The 17,502-nt window shown below is 67.0% G+C and carries 16 protein-coding genes; 4 read left to right on the top strand and 12 right to left on the bottom strand.

Annotated features, from left to right (window positions below; genetic code table 11):
* The first annotated feature begins 92 nt into the window (after positions 1 to 92).
* On the top strand, positions 93 to 1,463 hold the full coding sequence (gene ppsR / locus ACQR0U_RS29385) for a transcriptional regulator PpsR (RefSeq protein WP_315714311.1): 1,371 nt from the start codon (positions 93 to 95) through the stop codon (positions 1,461 to 1,463).
* Positions 1,464 to 3,638, top strand: a complete 2,175-nt coding sequence (locus tag ACQR0U_RS29380; RefSeq protein ID WP_315714310.1) for a GAF domain-containing protein — start codon at positions 1,464 to 1,466, stop codon at positions 3,636 to 3,638. It begins immediately after the preceding gene.
* 256 nt (positions 3,639 to 3,894) lie between these two features.
* Here the strand turns inward: ACQR0U_RS29380 and ACQR0U_RS29375 are convergent, their stop codons facing one another.
* The 12 genes from ACQR0U_RS29375 to ACQR0U_RS29320 all read right to left on the bottom strand — a co-directional run bounded on the left by ACQR0U_RS29375 (position 3,895) and on the right by ACQR0U_RS29320 (position 14,787).
* Positions 3,895 to 4,578, bottom strand: a complete 684-nt coding sequence (locus ACQR0U_RS29375) for a heme oxygenase (biliverdin-producing) (RefSeq protein ID WP_434842800.1) — start codon at positions 4,576 to 4,578, stop codon at positions 3,895 to 3,897.
* A gap of 17 nt (positions 4,579 to 4,595) precedes the next feature.
* Entirely contained in the window at positions 4,596 to 5,522 is a 927-nt protein-coding gene (gene pufM / locus ACQR0U_RS29370; protein ID WP_315750173.1) for a photosynthetic reaction center subunit M, read from the bottom strand.
* An 18-nt stretch (positions 5,523 to 5,540) separates the two neighbouring features.
* A complete protein-coding gene (gene pufL, locus ACQR0U_RS29365; protein ID WP_315810497.1) occupies positions 5,541 to 6,386 on the bottom strand; it encodes a photosynthetic reaction center subunit L in 846 nt (281 codons plus the stop codon).
* 141 nt (positions 6,387 to 6,527) lie between these two features.
* On the bottom strand, positions 6,528 to 6,716 hold the full coding sequence (gene pufA, locus ACQR0U_RS29360) for a light-harvesting antenna LH1, alpha subunit (RefSeq protein WP_434842799.1): 189 nt from the start codon (positions 6,714 to 6,716) through the stop codon (positions 6,528 to 6,530).
* A 16-nt stretch (positions 6,717 to 6,732) separates the two neighbouring features.
* Positions 6,733 to 6,966 carry a light-harvesting antenna LH1, beta subunit gene (gene pufB / locus ACQR0U_RS29355; protein ID WP_315714305.1) on the bottom strand — a complete coding sequence of 78 codons (234 nt, stop codon included), beginning with the start codon at positions 6,964 to 6,966 and terminating at the stop codon, positions 6,733 to 6,735.
* A gap of 152 nt (positions 6,967 to 7,118) precedes the next feature.
* Positions 7,119 to 7,346, bottom strand: coding sequence for a hypothetical protein (locus ACQR0U_RS29350; RefSeq protein WP_434842798.1), 228 nt, complete (start codon positions 7,344 to 7,346; stop codon positions 7,119 to 7,121).
* A gap of 30 nt (positions 7,347 to 7,376) precedes the next feature.
* On the bottom strand, positions 7,377 to 8,828 hold the full coding sequence (gene bchZ, locus ACQR0U_RS29345) for a chlorophyllide a reductase subunit Z (RefSeq protein ID WP_434842797.1): 1,452 nt from the start codon (positions 8,826 to 8,828) through the stop codon (positions 7,377 to 7,379).
* Positions 8,828 to 10,378: a chlorophyllide a reductase subunit Y gene (gene bchY / locus ACQR0U_RS29340; protein WP_434872359.1), complete on the bottom strand. Its 1,551-nt coding sequence runs from the start codon at positions 10,376 to 10,378 to the stop codon at positions 8,828 to 8,830. Before bchY ends, bchZ begins: the two co-directional genes overlap by 1 nt.
* 31 nt (positions 10,379 to 10,409) lie before the next feature.
* Positions 10,410 to 11,408 (bottom strand): chlorophyllide a reductase iron protein subunit X, encoded by a 999-nt coding sequence (locus ACQR0U_RS29335; RefSeq protein WP_316172528.1) that lies wholly within the window; start codon positions 11,406 to 11,408, stop codon positions 10,410 to 10,412.
* Complete coding sequence (gene bchC, locus ACQR0U_RS29330) at positions 11,405 to 12,346, bottom strand: chlorophyll synthesis pathway protein BchC (RefSeq protein WP_434872358.1); 942 nt, start codon at positions 12,344 to 12,346, stop codon at positions 11,405 to 11,407. The genes ACQR0U_RS29335 and bchC overlap by 4 nt, the downstream gene beginning before the upstream one ends.
* 89 nt (positions 12,347 to 12,435) lie before the next feature.
* The gene (locus ACQR0U_RS29325; RefSeq protein ID WP_434872357.1) at positions 12,436 to 13,581 is read right to left on the bottom strand and encodes a methyltransferase; all 1,146 of its coding nucleotides are present in this window, start codon (positions 13,579 to 13,581) and stop codon (positions 12,436 to 12,438) included.
* A 336-nt stretch (positions 13,582 to 13,917) separates the two neighbouring features.
* Complete coding sequence (locus ACQR0U_RS29320; protein WP_316169223.1) at positions 13,918 to 14,787, bottom strand: polyprenyl synthetase family protein; 870 nt, start codon at positions 14,785 to 14,787, stop codon at positions 13,918 to 13,920.
* 123 nt (positions 14,788 to 14,910) lie between these two features.
* Here ACQR0U_RS29320 and crtD point away from each other — a divergent pair, with 123 nt between their 5' ends.
* Positions 14,911 to 16,440, top strand: coding sequence for a 1-hydroxycarotenoid 3,4-desaturase CrtD (gene crtD / locus ACQR0U_RS29315; protein WP_316193192.1), 1,530 nt, complete (start codon positions 14,911 to 14,913; stop codon positions 16,438 to 16,440).
* 155 nt (positions 16,441 to 16,595) lie between these two features.
* Positions 16,596 to 17,300, top strand: coding sequence for a hydratase (locus tag ACQR0U_RS29310; protein WP_315827723.1), 705 nt, complete (start codon positions 16,596 to 16,598; stop codon positions 17,298 to 17,300).
* Positions 17,301 to 17,502: the final 202 nt, after the last annotated feature.

Here is a 17,502-nt window from a genome sequence, read left to right as displayed (position 1 = left end):
GGGGCGCAACACCTTCAAAATGCGCGCCAAATGAACTGGCCGCGATCCCCCGAGCGTCTCAAGAGGGTGCCAAGATAACGGGTGCCAAGACCATGGCCGAGTTTCACGGTCCACGACCCGACGTGACATTGCTGCTGGACATGGACGGCGTGATCCGTGAGGCGACGCTGTCGCCGAACATGTCAGCCGAGAATGTCGACATCTGGCTCGGCCGTCCCTGGTCCGAGATCGTCGATGATGCGAGCGAGAAGATCGAGCGCATCATGCAGGACACCAGGCGGACCGGCATTTCCGCGTTCCGACAGATCACGCAGCGATTCCCGAGCGGTCTCGAGCTGCCGATGGAATTCACCACCGTGCTGCTCGGTGGCCGGGCCGGCATGCTGGCGATCGGCAAGAATCTGCAGGCGGTCGCGGAGCTCCAGGCCCGGCTGATCTCGGCCCAGCAGACCATCGAGCGCGACTACTGGAAGCTGCGCGAGATCGAGACGCGCTACCGCCTGGTCATCGAGGATTCCAACGAGGCTGTGCTGCTGACGAAGGTGTCAGATCTGCGCATCGTCGAAGCGAATCGGACGGCGGCAGCCGCGCTCGGCGTTTCAAGCCGGCGCCGGGACAATCTGGTGGGCCGCGAGTTCCTGCAGGAGATCCCGCAAAAGGATCGCGAGCCGGTGGAGCTGATGCTGAGGCGCGTCCGCGACCAGGGCAAGGCGCCGGGCATCGTGATTCACCTCGGCCAGGACACCGCCCCCTGGATGCTCCGGGGATCGCTGATGAGCAGCGACACCGCCCCGATGTTCCTGCTGCAGATGGCGCCGATCGGCAAGGCCGCGCAGCCCGGTCCGCTGCCCGACGATCCCGAGGCGCTGATCGACAATCTTCCCGATGCCGTCATCAGCATCGATGGCACCGGTGCCGTCAAGCGCGCCAATCGGGCCTTCCTGGAGCTGGTCGAGGTCGGATCGAAAGAGGCGCTGATCGGCGAGAAGCTCAGCCGGTGGCTGACGCGCCCCGGCGCCGACCTTTCGGTGCTGATCTCCAACGTCGAGCGCCATGGAGCCGTCCGACTGCTGTCGACCACGATCCAGGGCGAGCTCGGAACCGAGACCGAGGTCGAGATCTCGGCCGCCGCCCATGGCCTCGACGGCCAGCGCCGGATCGGCCTGGTGTTGCGCAACATCGCCAGGCGGTTGTCGCCCACGGCGGAGCATGACAATCTGCGGGTCGCCCTCGCGGGCATCAACGAATCGGTCGGCAAAACACCATTGCGCGACCTGGTGAGGAGCACGGTCGAAGTCGTCGAGCAGCATTACGTCCGCGCTGCGCTCGAGCTCGCCAACGGGAACCGGACGTCGGCTGCCGAAATTCTCGGCCTCAGCCGCCAGAGTCTTTACGCCAAGCTCGATCGGTATAATCTGAGCCAGCTCGAAGAAAGCGACGAGGAAACCGAAAAGGGGAGATAGTTGCCCGTTCCGCTGACAACGCCGGCCTTCGGCCACGCTACTCTTGCGGATTGCGAGCGTGAACAGATTCATCTCGCAGGCTCGATCCAGCCGCACGGCATTCTCCTGGCGGTCAAGGAGCCCGACAACATCGTCATCCAGGCCAGCACCAATGCGGCCGCCTTCCTCAACACCGGCTCCGTGGTCGGACGTCCGTTACGCGATCTTGGCGGCGATCTCGCGCTGCAGATCCTGCCGCATCTCAACAGCCCGCTCCATCTGGCTCCGATGACCCTGCGATGCACCGCCGGGGCGCCGCCGCGCCGGGTCGACTGCACGCTTCACCGGCCCTCGAATGGCGGGCTGATCGTCGAGCTGGAGCCGGCGACGAAGACGACCAACATCGCGCCTGCGCTCGACGGCGCCTTCCACCGCATCACCTCAGCCTCATCGCTGCTCGGCCTGTGCGACGAGACGGCGACCATCTTCAGGGAGATCGCCGGCTACGACCGCGTCATGGTCTATCGCTTCGACGAAGATGGCCATGGCGAGGTGTTGTCGGAGCGGCGGCGGCCGGATCTGGAGGCCTTTCTCGGCAACCGCTATCCGGCGTCCGACATTCCGCAGATCGCGCGCCGGCTCTACGAGCGCAACCGGGTGCGCCTCCTGGTCGACGTCAACTACAGGCCTGTGCCGCTGCAGCCGCGCATCTCGCCGCTCAACGGCCGCGATCTCGACATGTCCCTGAGCTGCCTGCGCAGCATGTCGCCGATCCACCAGAAATATCTGCAGAACATGGGTGTCGGCGCGACACTGGTGTGCTCGCTGATGGTCAGCGGAAGGCTGTGGGGACTGATCGCCTGCCATCACTATGAGCCGCGCTTCGTGCCGTTCGACATTCGCGCGGCAGGCGAGGCGCTGGCCGAGACCTGCGCGATCCGGATCGCGGCGCTGGAGAGCTTTGCCCAAAGCCAGTCCGAGCTGGTCGTGCGCCGGCTGGAGCAGCGGCTGGTCGAAGCGGTGTCGCGCGACGGCGAATGGCAGGCCGCGCTGTTCGACGGCTCGCAGTCGCTGCTGCAGCCGCTCGGTGCCAGCGGCGCGGCGCTGCTGTTCGAGGGCCAAGTCACGACCGCCGGCGACGTCCCGTCGACGCAGCGCATCCGCGACCTCGCCGCCTGGCTCGATCGCCGGCGCAACACTCCGGGAGCAGCCCCCGAGGGCTTGACGGCGACCAGCTCGCTGACGCTCGATGAGCCGTCCTTTGCCGACATCCGCTCGATCGCCAGCGGCTTGATCGCCGCTCCGCTGTCGGCGAGCGAGGGCGAGTATCTGTTGTGGTTCCGGCCGGAGCAGGTCCGGACGGTGACCTGGGGCGGCGATCCGCTCAAGGCCGTCATCATCGGCGACGATCCGTCGGATCTGTCGCCGCGGCGCTCGTTTGCGAAATGGCATCAGCTGGTCGAAGGCAAGTCCGAGCCGTGGTCGAGCGCCGAGCTCGCCTCCGCCCGCGCGGTGAGCGAAACGGTCGCCGACGTGGCGCTGCAGCTGCGTTCGGTCCGCATGGTGATCGCGCAGGACCAGCTCGCCACGATCAGCGCTCAGGTGCTGCGCTCGGAGCAGCCGGTCATCATCGCCGATGTCGAGGGCCGCATCCTGCTGATGAACGAAGCGTTCGAGCAGCAGCTGCGCGCCCCGCATCCGCACATCCCGCATCTGCGCGATCTCGGCAGCTACTGCACGGCGCCGGCGGAATTCCGCGCCAATCTCGACGACCTCATGCGCAACAAGCGGAGCTGGCGCGGCGAGCTGACACTGACGGGCGGCGCCTCGCCGCAACGGCCGTTGATGGTGCGCGCCGACCCGGTGATCGCACCGTATGATCGCGTGCTCGGCTTCGTGCTGATCTTCTCGGACTTGACCGAGCGCAAGACCGCCGAGGCGGCCCGGGCGCGCTTCCAGGAAGAGATCGACGGCGCCCGCCGCCCGACGCTGCGGCTCGATCAGAGCGCAAGCCTGATCTACAAGGAGCTCGCTGCCTCCACCGTGGAGAACGCGCAGCTCGCGGCGCTCGAGGTGACGCACGGAGCACAGGCCGGCAGCATGCCGGAGATGCTGGAGAGCATCCGCAATTCGACCACGCGGACACTGGAGATCCTCGAGCACCTGGTGTGGTACCGCTCGCAGAGCGAAGAGTGACGGCGGGCCGCAGCTCTCGTCCGGGCGACCTCGACTGCCTTGTCCGTCCTGTCTCCGGAGAGCCAATCTGGATTCGAAAATCTCCCGACGTCGGCCTCTGCGATCCAAGTTGCGGCTGGGCCGAATTGGAAGGGCATATGCGATTGCCCTGCCGGAAAGGAGGAGCGGAGCCCACCGCCCTCGGGGGAGGACGCGGGGTCTCACGCGATCGTATTCGACCAACCCGATGGCGAAGGATCAATCAGGCCTCCGCACATCACGTTCTCAGCCCGGCCGCCTCCTGCAGCGCTTGCGACAGCGTGATGTTCATCTCGAACGCCAATGCCGCCTCCTCGACGACGGTCTCATGCTCCGCCATCGCCGCGCCCGCCTGCTCCAGCACGTCGCGGTAGTCGTCCTTGAACTGCGGGATATCAGCGATCTCGGGGAATTCGTAGAACGACGTCGCCTCGGGCCGTAGCTCGAGCGAACGCGCGAGAATCTTCTTGATGATCTGGCCGCCGCTGAGATCACCGAGATAGCGCGTATAGGCATGGGCCAGCAGCCGATGGCCGGAGCCGGCTCCCGCTTCCTGGATGACCCGGACATAGGCGATGGCCTCGGGCAGCAGCGGCAGAGGGCTCGCGTCGAACCACGCAAGATCAAGCTTGATCGCAGCACTGCGATGCAGCTCCGGCCGCACGATGCGGCCCATCACCGGCGTTCCCTGATGGCGGAGCAGCTCCGCTTCGAGCGTCTCGTAGACCGGCAGCAGATTGCGCAACAACAACGCGTAGGCCTGCCGCGTGCCGCGTCCCCGCAGCAGCTCGGCGACGATCCCGGTCCGCTCCGCGGTGACGTGCAGCGTCTTGGTACGCTCGCGCATCGCCTGCAAGAGACTGGCCGGGCGCGCGCTGCGTCCGGCCGTCTCGATCCGATCCAATTCGACTCTGTCCAACATGCCTCGACCTGCAGCAGTCAGCGCGGCGGCGCCAGCCCGTGTTTCACGCCCCAGTCGAACCAGCTGTCGACGACGGTGCCCGACAGTAGGATACCGATGCCGCCGGTCAAGGGACAAAGCACGGCGAACCACCAGGCCCAGCGATGGATCGATTCGGCCGTGGCATTGAAGCCCATCGTCCAGCGCCAGAACAGCGCACCGCGTTCGAAGGCCGTGCCGCGGTCGACGATCTGCTCCAGCTCACGCTCGCCGCCGTATCGGCTGATCGCGAGCACCGTCGCGCCATGCATCGCGAACAGCAGCGCCGATCCGTACAGGAAGGCGATCGAGAGCATGTGGAATGGGTTGTAGAACAAATTGCCGTGGGTGATGGAGAAGTTGTTGGTCCAGTCGAGATGCGGGAAGATGCCGAACGGCACCGCCTCGCTCCAGCTCCCCATGAAGATCGGCCGGATGAAGCCGAGCACCAGATAGAGCCAGATCGCCGCCGCGAACGCCCACGACACATGCGTGCCGAGGCCGAGCGCCCGGGCGCGGCGATAGGTGCGCGCCCACCACAGCAGGATCGACGTCGTCAGGAAGAAGCCGGCCATCAGCCACCAGCCGCCCTCCTGCAGCGGCGGGAAGATCTGCAGGCCGTATTCCGGCGCCGGCGGCTGCAGCGCCAGCCACGGGAACTGTCGAATGAACTCGAGCGGGCTCCAGTTCACCGACGCCAGCATGTTGAGACCGATGATCTCGATCGCGACGAAGCCGGACATCAGCGAGGCGAGGCCAAGGAAGCCGAGATAGACCGGCCCCACCTGTGCGTCGCCGACCTTGCCGAACCAGTAGTTGAAGCTGCCCTTGCCGAGCCGCTCCCAGATTCCGGGCTCGATCGGGATGCCCGGGTAGATCGCACTGCGAACTTGGATCTGCGTGAAGATGTTCTGGTATTGGGCCATGGTGACCTCTCCTTGAACTCATTGCGGCGGCGACCAGATCGGGACCCTGCGCCACCACTCCCACCAGTCCGACCAGGCATTGCCTTCCGGCAGCAGCCAGGCGGGACCGGAGATGACGATGCACACCGCGCTGAAGAACACGGCCGACAGCGCCAGGAACAGGCCGACCCGGTGGATGCCGAGCGTGCCGACCGAATAGCCGATCAGATCTCGGAACATCGTGTTCTCGTGCTCGGGCGACTTCATCTCCTCACCCCGGCCCGGATTGCTCGCCGAGAGGATCAGTCCGCCGTGCAGCGCGAGCGCGAGACACGTCGTGAAGAAGAACGTGATCGCGATCATGTGCGCGGGGTTGTAGTGGAAGTTGCCGAACTGATAGCCGGTGTTCGACACCCAATCGAGATGGGTGATGATGCCGTAGGGGAAGGCGTAGCTCCACGAGCCCATCAGCACCGGACGGATCACCTCCAGCGTGAAATAGGCGAAGATCGCAAAGCCGAAGGCGAACGGTACGTGATAGCCGATCGCGAGCTTGCGGCAGATCTCGACCTCCCGCAGCGCCCAGGAGACGAATGCGCCATGCGCGCACACCGTGATGAGCTGCCAGAAGCCGCCCTCGGTGAGTGGCGCGAATGACAGCCCGTATTTGGCATCGGGCGGGTTGATGCTGATCTGCCAGAGATTCCACGTCGGTCCGAGCGCCGTGGCGTAGAGGATCAGCGCCACGCCGACGAAGGTGAAGAAGATCGTCGTCACGCCGAAGAAGCCGACATAAAACGGTCCGACCCAGAAATCGAAGAGGTCACCGCCGATCAACGTGCCGCCGCGGACGCGGTATTTTCGTTCAAAGCTGAGCATTGCCATCGGTCCTGCCTCCGCTGCCCGTCGCTCGATATGCTGCGTGTCGTATCGTCGTGTCGTGAATTCGTGGACAAGAGGATTTGGGAAGCGGGCGAACGGGGTCTGCCGCCGTCGCACGTCCGCTTCCCTCTGGTCGTCGAGCTGTTAGCTGAGCTTCAGCAAGGTCGCCGGCTCGGAGATCGACGACGTCTTCGCTGCACGCGGTCCCTCCAGCCAGTTGAACCGGTTGGTGCTGAGCAGGATGAAGTGAATCACCAATGCCAGCCCGAACAGGAACACGCCGAGAGCCACGAGAACCCTGCGGGGATCGAACAACAACCACAAGCGCCACATAGTTTTCTCCTTTCGATCAGGTCAGGTAGGAGAGCACGATATTGGCGTAGTGGGTCGCCCCATCCAGCGCCGCCGCCTTGTAGCCAGTCGGCCCGGGCAGCCAGGGACGCCACATCCAGGCGAGAATGTGGGCGACGATCGCAACCGCCGTGAAGACCACAAAGCTCGTCATGAAGATGCTATGGAATTCCCTCGCCTCCGCTTCGGTCAGCCCCGACAGAGAGCCTCCCTTGTTTGGTACGTCCACCATAGTGGTACCTCCTGGTGTTGGCCTTTCGGCCGGATGCCACTCACCGAGATGAGCGGCGTCGAAGCGCCATCCCGTCGCCGGGATGGCATCCATGCGGCGAGCCGCACGAATTCCTAGCAATACTTGGAGAGCGAACTCACAGCTCTCGAAACTCATAACCCCATGAAGGACGAGGTCGCGCAGTTCGCGGCCTTGATCCTTGCTTCACCGACGATCGCGCCGAGCGGCGCGGGCAGGTGGCCGGTGATCATGGAGCCGATCCGGCGCAGCACGCCCTCGACCATCAGCACGGCGAAGCACACCGCGTAGACCAGGAGATAGTCGATGCGCTCGCGCGATCTCGGCGCGACGTCACGATCAATGCGCTCGTATAACGACATCGTCCTCTCCCTGTCCGCTATCCTCGTGCCCTACGCGGCCTGGCCCGTTGCGAGCTGCGACCGCGCATGCGCGAGAACATCTTCCGTCACCTTGTCCAGCCCCGCCTGGCGCGCGCCGCGTTCCGCCGCGTCGCGCAGCCGCTTGGCCGCCGAAATCCGCACCAGCACCGGCTGTGTCTCGATGATCTGGTCGAGCGCGAGCTTGGCCCCGTCATCCCATGGCAGCTCGCGCTCGAGCCGCGCCGGCGTCGCCGCGATCTGGTCGAGCTGGTTGGCGAGCGGCAGGATGTTGAACAGCGCATCGAACAGCGCGTTGCAGACCTCCTGCACCACGTAGGTCGCGCCCGCGTAACCCATGAACGGCGTGCCGGTGTGGCGGCGGATCACCGTCCCCGGGAACGAGGCCGGGATGTAGATCGACCGGTTGCCGGCTTCCGCCGCATACATGCGCTCGTTATAGCTGCCGAACAGCACCAGCGGCGGCCGCTCGTGGATGAGCTTGCGGATGGCGTCGTTGTCGGTCTTGGCGCCGGCGCAGCGCGAGATCGCGAAGCTGCAGGGCAGCCCGAGCTCGGTCTCCAGGAAATTGCGCAGGCCCCGCGCGTAGGTCTCGGACGCGACGATGCCGAAGCTCGCGGTGCCGAAGAAGTCCTGTGTCACCGAGCGCCACAGGTCCCACAGCGGCTTGATCGTCGTATGCTTCTCCCGGGTGATGAACGGCTCGGGATCGAGACCGAGCATCTCGCCCAGCGAGCGCAGGAATTTCGTCGTCGAATGCAGCCCGATCGGCGCCTGCAGATAAGGCCGCTCCAAGGTCTCGCACAACAGCCGCCCGAACTCGCGATACATGCAGACGTTGACGTCGGCATCGACCAGCTTTCCGACATCGGCGAGATGGCTGCCGAGCGGAAACACCATGTTGATCTCGGCGCCGATGCCTTCGAGCAGGCGACGGATCTCGGCGACATCCGACGGCGTGTTGAAGGTGCCGTAGATCGGGCCGATGATGTTGACGCGCGGCTTCTCGCCGTCCTTGCGCGGCCTGCGCTCCGGGATCTTGCGCAGGCCGTATTCGCTCCACAGCCAGCTCAACGCGCGGTTGGCGCTCTGCCACTGGTCCTCGTCGATCGTGCGGGGCAGGAAGCGCTTGATGTTGGAGCCTTCCGGCGTGACGCCGCCGCCGATCATCTCGGCGATCGAGCCGGTGACGACCACCGCCGGCAGATCCGGATCGAGCGCCGCGCGGGCGCGCTTCATCGCCTGCTCGGTGCCCTTCTGGCCGAGCTCGTCCTCGCCAAGCCCTGTCACGACGATCGGCAGCTCGTGCGGCGGCAGGCCGTCGGTGTAGTGCAGCACCGAGGTCACCGGCAAATTCTCGCAGCCCACGGGGCCGTCGATGATGACCTGCAGGCCCTTGATCGCGGTGAACGCGTAGACAGCCCCCCAATAGCCGCCGGCGCGATCGTGGTCGAGGATCAGCATCACACCATCTCCTCGGACGTGCGCTTCCTGGCCTGCGCCGCGACCGCCTTGCGGAACTTGTCGCGGAATTCGGGACGTTCGACCGGTGTGCCCTGCCACACGCCAGCATTGTCGCCCTCGCCGACACCTTCGAAGAAGTCGCGCATCTCGTCGAAGCGCGCCTTGCCTGCGATCGCCGCGTTGACGACCTGCGCCAGCGAGCCGGCTCCGGACACGCCGAACAGCGGCCGCGCCGAGATCAGATTGGTGAAGTAGAGCGACGGGATCGCGCGCGCCTTGGCCTTCTGCACGACCGGCGTGGTGCCGATGGCGAGATCCGGCGCGAACTCATCGACCGCCGCGAGATCCTGCTCCAGCGAGGCGCGGTACTGCACGCGCACACCGCGGCTCTCGAGCCAGGCACAATCGGCCTCCGACCAGCGCGTGCGCGGACAGGCGGTGCCAACATAGCGCAGATCGGCGCCGCTCTCGGCCAGCAGACGCCCGACCAGCAGCTCCGATCCCTCATATCCCGACAGCGTGATGCGGCCGCGGATCGGCGTGGCCGCAAGCGCCGCGCGAATTGCCGGCAGCACCGCGGTCTTGGCCGCATCGATCTGCGCGCGCCCGACGCCGCAGGTCTTGCCGACAGCTTCCAGCCAATCCGCGGTGCCATCGCAGCCGACCGGCGCCGAGCCGATGATCGGACGGCCCGCCGTCTCGAACTCGCGGATCGAAGCCGTATAGAACGGGTGGATCGCCGCCACCGCCGCACAATCCAGCGCGCCATAGAGCTCGCGCCATTCGCGCGTCGGCACGGTGGGGCCTGCGGCGAGGCCAAGCGGCGCCAGCATCATGCCGATGCCGACGGGATCGGCGGGGAATATCTCTCCCAGCAGGGTGATGGTCGGCTTGTCGCCGCGTGGCGCCCGCGGCGCCTGCACCGGGCCCTGCTCCGCCTCGCGGCGCGCGTAGTTCAGCATCGCGCCGGCGAGCACATCCTTGGCCTCGGCATGGGTCGGCACACCAAAACCTGGAACGTCGATGCCGATGATGCGGACGCCGTTGATCTCCTTCGGCAGGATCTGCAGCGGCACGCCCGAGGCGGTGGGGACGCAGAGATTGATGATGACGACGCAGTCGTAGTTGGCGGGATCGGCCAGCTTGAAGACCGCCTCACGGATGTCCTCGAACAGTTTTCCGGTGACCAGCGTCTCCGAGTTGAACGGGACGTAGCCGACGCTGCGCCGCGCGCCGTAGAAGTGCGAGGTGAAGGTCAGGCCGTAGACGCAGCAGGCCGAGCCCGACAGCACGGTGGCGGTGCGCCGCATCCGCAGGCCGACGCGCAGCGAGCCGAACGCCGGACACATGCTCTGCGGCTGGTCGTGCGGTCCCGCCGGATAATCCGCGGCATAGCGCGCCAGCACCTCGCTCTTGCCGGCGGCATCCGCCGCCTTCTTGAGCTCGGCTTTGCCGGCATGACAGCCGAGCGCCTCGGGCTGCACCGGCAGGAGGCCTGCCTCTGCGCCGCTCTGCGCGCTCATTGCCTGATGGACCACAGGATCGCTCATTGCATTACATTCCGCTCGTCGGCCGATCCCATCACAAATTGTCGTAGATCACTTCGAGCGACGGCTTGGTCACCGCGGCGCTGCCACACATGTCTTCGAGCGTCGCCTGCTCCAGCACGACGCCGCGTCCCACATCCGAGCCCTTGAACAAACCGAGCAGGCCGTCATGCGTCAGGGGGTGCGGATGCTGCGGCGGCGCCTCGGCGACGTTCTTGGCGAGATGCTCGAACAGCGGCGCCCAGGGCGTTCCAGGCCGGCCGATGATCTGATAGCTCGCGCTCTTGCGGCGGATGTCGTCGTCCGCCGGGATCGAGGCCAGCACCGGAATGCCGGTCGCCTCGGCAAATGCGGCGGCCTCGCCGGTGCCGTCGTCCTTGTTGATGACGATGCCGGCGACGCCGACATTGCCGCCGAGCTTGCGGAAATACTCCACCGCCGAGCAGACGTTGTTGGCGACGTAGAGCGATTGCAGATCGTTGGAGCCGACGATGATCACCTTCTGGCACATGTCGCGCGCGATCGGCAGGCCGAAGCCGCCGCAGACGACGTCGCCGAGGAAGTCCAGCAGCACGTAGTCGAAGCCCCAATCGTGGAAGCCGAGCTTCTCGATCAGCTCGAAGCCATGGATGATGCCGCGTCCGCCGCAGCCGCGGCCGACCTCGGGCCCGCCGAGCTCCATCGCGAACACGCCGTCGCGCTTGAAGCAGACGTCCCCGATCTTGACCTCCTCGCCGGCAAGCTTCTTCTTCGAGGAGGTCTCGAGGATGGTCGGGCAGGCCCTGCCGCCGAACAGCAGCGAGGTGGTGTCGCTCTTCGGATCGCAGCCGATGAGGAGCACCTTCTTGCCCTGCTGGGCCATCATGTAGGACAGGTTGGCGAGCGTGAAACTCTTGCCGATGCCGCCCTTGCCGTAGATCGCGATGATCTGCGTGGCCTTCTTCGGCGCAGCCGTCGACGGCGCATCCGGCTCGATCGCCGCTTCGGCGCGCAGGGCATCGGTCATGTCACTGATCTTGGTCGGGGCATTCATGCGGCAGCTCTCCAGTCCAAGACCATTTTGAGACATGACGGATCGTCGAACGCGGTCCGGTAGGCGCTCTCCGCGGACAGAGCGTCGGCATGGTGCGTGATCAGCCCATCCAGAGACAGCCTGCCGGTGTCGATGAGATTGCGCACCGCGAGCAGATCCTCGTGCTTCCATTCGGCGGCGACGCGGATCGCCGCCTCGCGTATGAAGGCCGGAGGGTAGGAGAAGGAGAGCGGCGCGCTGTAGAAGCCGGCGAGGATGATCTCGCCACGTGGCGCCAGGCGAGCAATGAGGCTGTCGAGCAGGCCGGCATCGCCGCTGGCATCGAAGATCAGGCGATAGTCGCGTCTGCTGTCCTCTGCGGGATCGATGACGCGATAGCCCGTCGCGCCAACGGCGCGCTCCGGATTGCTCTCCCACACCACGGGCGGATCGCCGCCCATCGCCACGATCAGCCGCGCCAGCAGACGGCCGAGCACGCCATGGCCAACCACGCATTCGGCCTGGCCGTCACCACCGATTGACAATGCATGATAGGCGGTGGCCGCCAGCGCCAGCAGCACGCCGCGCTCGCCGGTCGTTTCATCGATCGCAATAATGCGCTGCGCGGGAACGTTGAGGCGCGAGGCGGCGGCGCCAAACAGGCTCCTGATCTCGCCGAAGCAGCGCGCCGCGCCCGGCACGAACACGCGCTCGCCTTTGCGAAAACCGGAATGCGGGGCGGCGTGCGCGACGCGGCCCACCGCCTCGTAGCCCGGCACGAGCGGATAGCCCATGCCGGGAAACTGCGGCATGCGGCCTTCATACAGCAGCCGTTCGGTGCCGGTGCTGATCGCGCTCCATTCGATGTCGACGGTCAGGCAGTCCGGGACGTCTGCGAGCAGCAGGTGCTGCAGCGACAATTGCCTCGGCCTCCCCAGTACGACGGCGATCGCGTCCATAGCCCAACTCCCCGGCGACGCCCGCTTAGTTACGGGTGTCAGGTTAGCCTGACTGAAAGAAGTGTCAATATTTATTTACAGTCCGGGTGTCAGCTTTTCGCGACAATCACGCTTGCGATCAGCGGAATTCGCGTACGAAGTACTCGCACCTGCGAAAAACCCGCCGCCTGGAGCAGGTCGCGCAAGCGGGCGGCGCTGCGCGGCCGCCCCTGTCCCATCGCGCGGAGATAGATCTCGAAATAGGCGCTGACGCCGTCGGCCCCGCCGGCCGCCTCGCGCATCGGCTCGCCCAGCAGCAGCACGCCATCGTCAGGCAAGGCGGCGCGCACCTTCGCGAGCAACCGCGCCACGGCGTCGTCGTCGTGATCGTGCACGACACGAATCAGCGAGATCACGTCCGCGCCCGTGGGGAGCGGATCATCGTGGAAGCTGCCCGGATGGATCGTGACGCGATCGGCGAGCCCGGCCCTGGCGAGACGCTCCTGCGCGATCGCGGCGACCCCGGGCAGATCGAACAGCTCGAGCTGCAGTTGCGGCGCAGCCCGCGCGGCGGCGGCGAGGAAGCTGCCGTCACCACCGCCGACATCGAGCAGGCAACGGTGGCCGCTCAGGGGATAGGCTGCGAGGACGATGTCCGCGATCATCGGCTGCGACGCCGCCATCAGCGCCGTGTAGGGCGCGACGCTGTCGGGTGTCAGCGCATCGCCGGTCTTGTCCAGCGCATACGGCCAGTACTGTGCGAGCCGGCGCTGGCGGTCATGTCCGCGCAGCAGCGCCACGGGATCGGTGAGATCGGCATACAGCGCGGCGTGATGTCGAACCATGGCGGCGATGCCGGGATTGCCGAGCAGCGCCGCGCCGAGCGGCCCGAGCCCGTAGCGCGCCGCACCGCGGCGCTCGAGCAGCTGAAGCGCGGACGCCGCCTCGCACAGGCTGAGCATCGCGTCGGGGGCCATCGCCGCGCGCGACGCCAATGTCGCGACATCGCGGGGGCCGGAACGCAAGCCTTCGAACAGATCGAGCTGCACGCAGGCCGCCAAGGTCTGCGAGTAGACGAAGCCGGCGCAGAGATCGAACAGCTCCGCGGCACGCTTGCGCGCGATCGGCCGCGTCAACGGAAACGCCGCCGCCCAGCGCTGGAACGCCGCACTCGCCAGCAGCCCGTCCCGCCAGCCGCGCCAGCGATCGCCGAAGCTGACCGGCGCCGGCGCGTTGTGGCGGATGGCCCCGGGCATGGCGCTAGGGCTCCAACCACAAAGGTTGCGCTGGCTGACGCAGTTGATTGGTCCGAATGGCTCGACACACGCAGGTGCCCACCCTCCCCTGGAGGGGGAGGGTCGACGCGCGCGAAGCGCGCGGCGGGGTGGGGTGGGCTCGGAAATTGGTGCTTATGAGTCCCGATGCTCTTCGCTGCGCCTGCCTAAGCCTGCGGGGTATCACCGGCACTGCGGGCGCGGATGGGCTGTCACCCCACCCCGCCGCGCGCTTCGCGCGCGTCGACCCTCCCCCTCCAGGGGAGGGTGAGCAACGCTCGTGTGGTGAGACCGTCGCCATCCCATGCGGCCGAACAATCACGCCGCCGACGCCGCCAGGCGGCGCGGCACGAGGCGCTTGGCTTCCTGCTCCATCAGGACGCGCAGCTCGTGCGCGTGGGCGCAGGGCGGCATGGTGCGGATGCCGTCGGCGACGAGATCGTGCAGATAGCTGACGGCGCCGGTGAGCCCATAGATCAGCACGGCGTTGGGCCGGCCATGCGCGGCGTCCTGGCCAACGGGCTTGCCCGCCTCCTCTTCGTCACTGGCGGCATCGCGAATGTCGTCGGCGACCTGATAGGCCTCGCCAATGGTCTCGCCGAGCGTGCGCCACGCTTCCGGATTCTCATGCCCTGCCGCAGCGGCACCCGACACGGTGGCCGCCGCAAACAGCGCGCCAGTCTTCGAGCGGTGATAGCGCGACAGATCGATCTGCGGCTCGCATTCCCAGGCTTGTCCAGCCGAGATGCCATGCGGTACGCCGACGGCATCGCCGATGGTCGCGATCAGCTGCGCCAGCCGCAGCGGCGAGCAGCGCGACTTGGCCAGCGTCTGGAAGGCGAGCACGATCAGCGCGTCGCCCGCGAGCACCGCGAGCGGCTCGCCGAACGCGGCATGCACCGAGGGCCGCCCGCGTCGCAGCGCCGCGTTGTCGAAACACGGCAGATCGTCATGCACCAGCGAGGCGCAGTGCAGCAGCTCGATCGCCGACCCGGCCGCGTCGGTCGCCGCGGGCTCGTCGTCGCCACAGGCCGCGGCCACGGCATGACAGAGCCGGGGCCGGACCCGCGCGCCCTTGGGAAACACTGCGGCCTGCATTGCCGCCGACAGCCGCGGCGGACATCCGGGCCGGTCGGCCAAAGCGACCGCTGCGACGAGGGATTTCTCGATCCGGGCCACCACATCCATGTCCGCCTCCCCTGCCGCGAGGTCCACCCGGTCCTCGCTTATGTAAATTACAACTTACACCCATAATGTAAATCATGCTAGACATTTCCCGTGTCAGGTCCTGCGGACGGGAGGTGCGAGGAAATGGCCGATCCCCGCCTGATCGTGGTCGGCGCCGGCATCGCCGGGCTGGCCGCTGCGCTCACGCTCGCCGCGCACGGCGCCGAGGTGACGGTGCTGGAGCGCGCGCCCGCGCCCGGCGGCAAGATGCGCCAGATCGCGATCGGACCTGTCAGCATCGACTCCGGTCCTACGGTGTTCACGATGCGCTGGGTGTTCGACGAGCTATTTGCCGAGATCGGCACCGCACTCGACGATCATCTCACCCTGACGCCGCTCGACGTTCTCGCTCGCCACGCCTGGACCGATCGCCGCACGCTCGATCTGTTCGCCGATGAGGAGCAATCGGCCGACGCCATCGGCCATTTCGCCGGACGCAGCGAGGCCGAGGGCTATCGCGCCTTTTGCCGCGACGCCCGCCGCATCTTCGAGGTGCTCAAGGATCCCTTCATCCGCACGCCGGCGCCGAGCATGACGCATCTCCTGCGCACCGCCGGCTTCCGCGACCTCACTGCAATTCGCCCGTTCCAGACGCTGTGGAAGGCGCTCGGCGGCTATTTCCGCGATGCCCGACTGCAGCAATTGTTCGGCCGCTACGCGACCTATTGCGGCTCGTCGCCGTTCCATGCTCCGGCGACGCTGATGCTGGTCGCTCATGTCGAGCAGTCCGGCGTCTGGCTGATCGACGGCGGCATGCACGAGCTCGCCGCGTGCCTCGCGGCGCTGGCGCGGCGCCACGGTGTCACCATCCGCTATGACGCCGAGGTCGCGGGCATCGCGACGAACGCCGGCCGCGCTGCGGGCGTGCGGCTCGCCAATGGCGAGCAGATCGACGCCGACGCCGTCATCGCCACCGCCGATGTCGCGGCATTGGCGCAGGGCCTGTTCGGACCCGAGGCGGCGCGAGCCCTCCCCGCAATCCCGGAATCGGCGCGCTCGCTCTCGGCGATGACCTGGAGCTGCATGGCGCGCGCCGACGGCTTTCCGCTGTTGCGTCACAACGTGTTCTTCTCGCGCGACTCCCGCGCCGAGTTCGAGCAGTTGATCGACCGTCGCACGATGCCGCAGGAGCCGACCGTCTATGTCTGCGCGCAGGCGCGCGACGACCAGCCGCACGAGGCTGCGACGAGCGAGCCGCTGTTCGTGCTGATCAACGCCCCCGCCACCGGTGACCATCACAGCTTTGCTCCCTCGGAGATCAGCCAATGTGCCCGCCAGACCTTCGACCTGTTGCAGCGCTGCGGCCTCAGCATCGCGACGACGCCGGAACTGACCCGCGTGACGACGCCGACGGACTTCAACCGGATGTTTCCGGGCACGGGGGGCGCGCTGTACGGCCGCAGCTCGCACGGCTGGATGGCATCGTTCCAGCGGCCGGGCGCACCGACGAAGCTGCCGGGGCTCTACGTGGCGGGGGGCAGCGCGCATCCGGGACCGGGCGTGCCGATGGCGGCGCTGTCGGGCCGGATGGCCGCTGCACGGGCGATCGCGGACCTCGCTTCGACCGCCTTGTCCCGGAACACGGCTATGCGTGGTGGTATGTCGACGCGCTGAGCGATGACGGCCGCTTCGGCATTACGCTCATTGCCTTCGTCGGCAGCGTGTTCTCACCGTACTACGCGTGGGCGCGGCGGCGGGGAGCGGCTGATCCCGAAAATCACTGTGCGCTCAACGTCGCGCTCTATGGCGCGCGCGCGCGGCGCTGGGCCATGACCGAGCGCGGACGCGGCGCGCTCACGCGTGAGCCTGCGAGCCTCAGGCTCGGTCCGAGCAGCCTCGCCTGGAACGGCCGCGAACTCACCATCGAGATCAGCGAGGTCAGCGTGCCCTGGCCGCTGCCGCTGCGCGGTCGCGTCCGCGTCGTGCCGACGGCGCTGAACGAGATCGCGTTCACGCTCGATGCCGAGGGACGCCACCGCTGGCAGCCGATCGCGCCATGCTGCCGCGTGTCGGTCGATTTCGATCATCCCGATCTGCGCTGGCGTGGCGACGGCTATTTCGACATCAACCATGGCGACGCGCCGCTGGAGCGCGACTTCCAGAGCTGGCAATGGTCGCGCGCGGCGACGCGCACCGGCACCGTGATCTCGTATGACACGGTCGCGCGCGACGGCGCCAATACGTCGCTCGCGCTGCACGTCGACCCCGCGGGCCGTTTGGAATCGATCACGCCGCTCACGGAGGCGCCTTTGCGCAAGACCCTGTGGCGGGTCGACCGCAGCGCCCGCGCCGACGCCGACGCACCGGTGCGCGTCGTGAACACGCTGGAGGACGCCCCGTTCTACGCGCGCTCCCATCTCGCTGCCCGTCTGCACGGCGAAGATGTCGAGGTGATGCATGAGAGCCTGTCGCTCGACCGCTTCCAGATGCCGATCGTCCAGGCCATGCTGCCGTTCCGGATGCCGCGGTGGTGAGGATGGGACAGGGGCGACGTTGGCTGCAGTCGCTGGCGAGCGCAGCGGACCTGCAATGGTCGCGGAACGACGGCGGAATGCGGCGAGACAGATTCCGATAATAATAAATCTCTTGCTATTTATCTGAAATCATGATTGTCTACGCGCATCCCGCCTCACCGCAGAGGGGCGTAGCGCGCGATCGTCACGACACGCGAGGTGG

The organism is Bradyrhizobium sp. HKCCYLRH3097 (genome assembly GCF_051167875.1).
Taxonomy (GTDB): Bacteria; Pseudomonadota; Alphaproteobacteria; order Rhizobiales; family Xanthobacteraceae; genus Bradyrhizobium.
Note: the sequence above shows the minus strand (reverse complement) of the source record. Positions and strands in the feature narration are given on the sequence as shown.

Excerpts from the sequence above, each read along its gene's own strand:
- ppsR (WP_315714311.1), top strand. The coding sequence starts at position 93 with ATGGCCGAGTTTCACGGTCCACGACCCGACGTGACATTGCTGCTGGAC.
- ACQR0U_RS29375 (WP_434842800.1), bottom strand. The coding sequence starts at position 4,578 with ATGTTGGACAGAGTCGAATTGGATCGGATCGAGACGGCCGGACGCAGC.
- pufM (WP_315750173.1), bottom strand. The coding sequence starts at position 5,522 with ATGGCCCAATACCAGAACATCTTCACGCAGATCCAAGTTCGCAGTGCG.
- pufL (WP_315810497.1), bottom strand. The coding sequence starts at position 6,386 with ATGGCAATGCTCAGCTTTGAACGAAAATACCGCGTCCGCGGCGGCACG.
- pufA (WP_434842799.1), bottom strand. The coding sequence starts at position 6,716 with ATGTGGCGCTTGTGGTTGTTGTTCGATCCCCGCAGGGTTCTCGTGGCT.
- pufB (WP_315714305.1), bottom strand. The coding sequence starts at position 6,966 with ATGGTGGACGTACCAAACAAGGGAGGCTCTCTGTCGGGGCTGACCGAA.
- ACQR0U_RS29350 (WP_434842798.1), bottom strand. The coding sequence starts at position 7,346 with ATGTCGTTATACGAGCGCATTGATCGTGACGTCGCGCCGAGATCGCGC.
- bchZ (WP_434842797.1), bottom strand. The coding sequence starts at position 8,828 with ATGCTGATCCTCGACCACGATCGCGCCGGCGGCTATTGGGGGGCTGTC.
- bchY (WP_434872359.1), bottom strand. The coding sequence starts at position 10,378 with ATGAGCGATCCTGTGGTCCATCAGGCAATGAGCGCGCAGAGCGGCGCA.
- ACQR0U_RS29335 (WP_316172528.1), bottom strand. The coding sequence starts at position 11,408 with ATGAATGCCCCGACCAAGATCAGTGACATGACCGATGCCCTGCGCGCC.
- bchC (WP_434872358.1), bottom strand. The coding sequence starts at position 12,346 with ATGGACGCGATCGCCGTCGTACTGGGGAGGCCGAGGCAATTGTCGCTG.
- ACQR0U_RS29325 (WP_434872357.1), bottom strand. The coding sequence starts at position 13,581 with ATGCCCGGGGCCATCCGCCACAACGCGCCGGCGCCGGTCAGCTTCGGC.
- ACQR0U_RS29320 (WP_316169223.1), bottom strand. The coding sequence starts at position 14,787 with ATGGATGTGGTGGCCCGGATCGAGAAATCCCTCGTCGCAGCGGTCGCT.
- crtD (WP_316193192.1), top strand. The coding sequence starts at position 14,911 with ATGGCCGATCCCCGCCTGATCGTGGTCGGCGCCGGCATCGCCGGGCTG.
- ACQR0U_RS29310 (WP_315827723.1), top strand. The coding sequence starts at position 16,596 with ATGACCGAGCGCGGACGCGGCGCGCTCACGCGTGAGCCTGCGAGCCTC.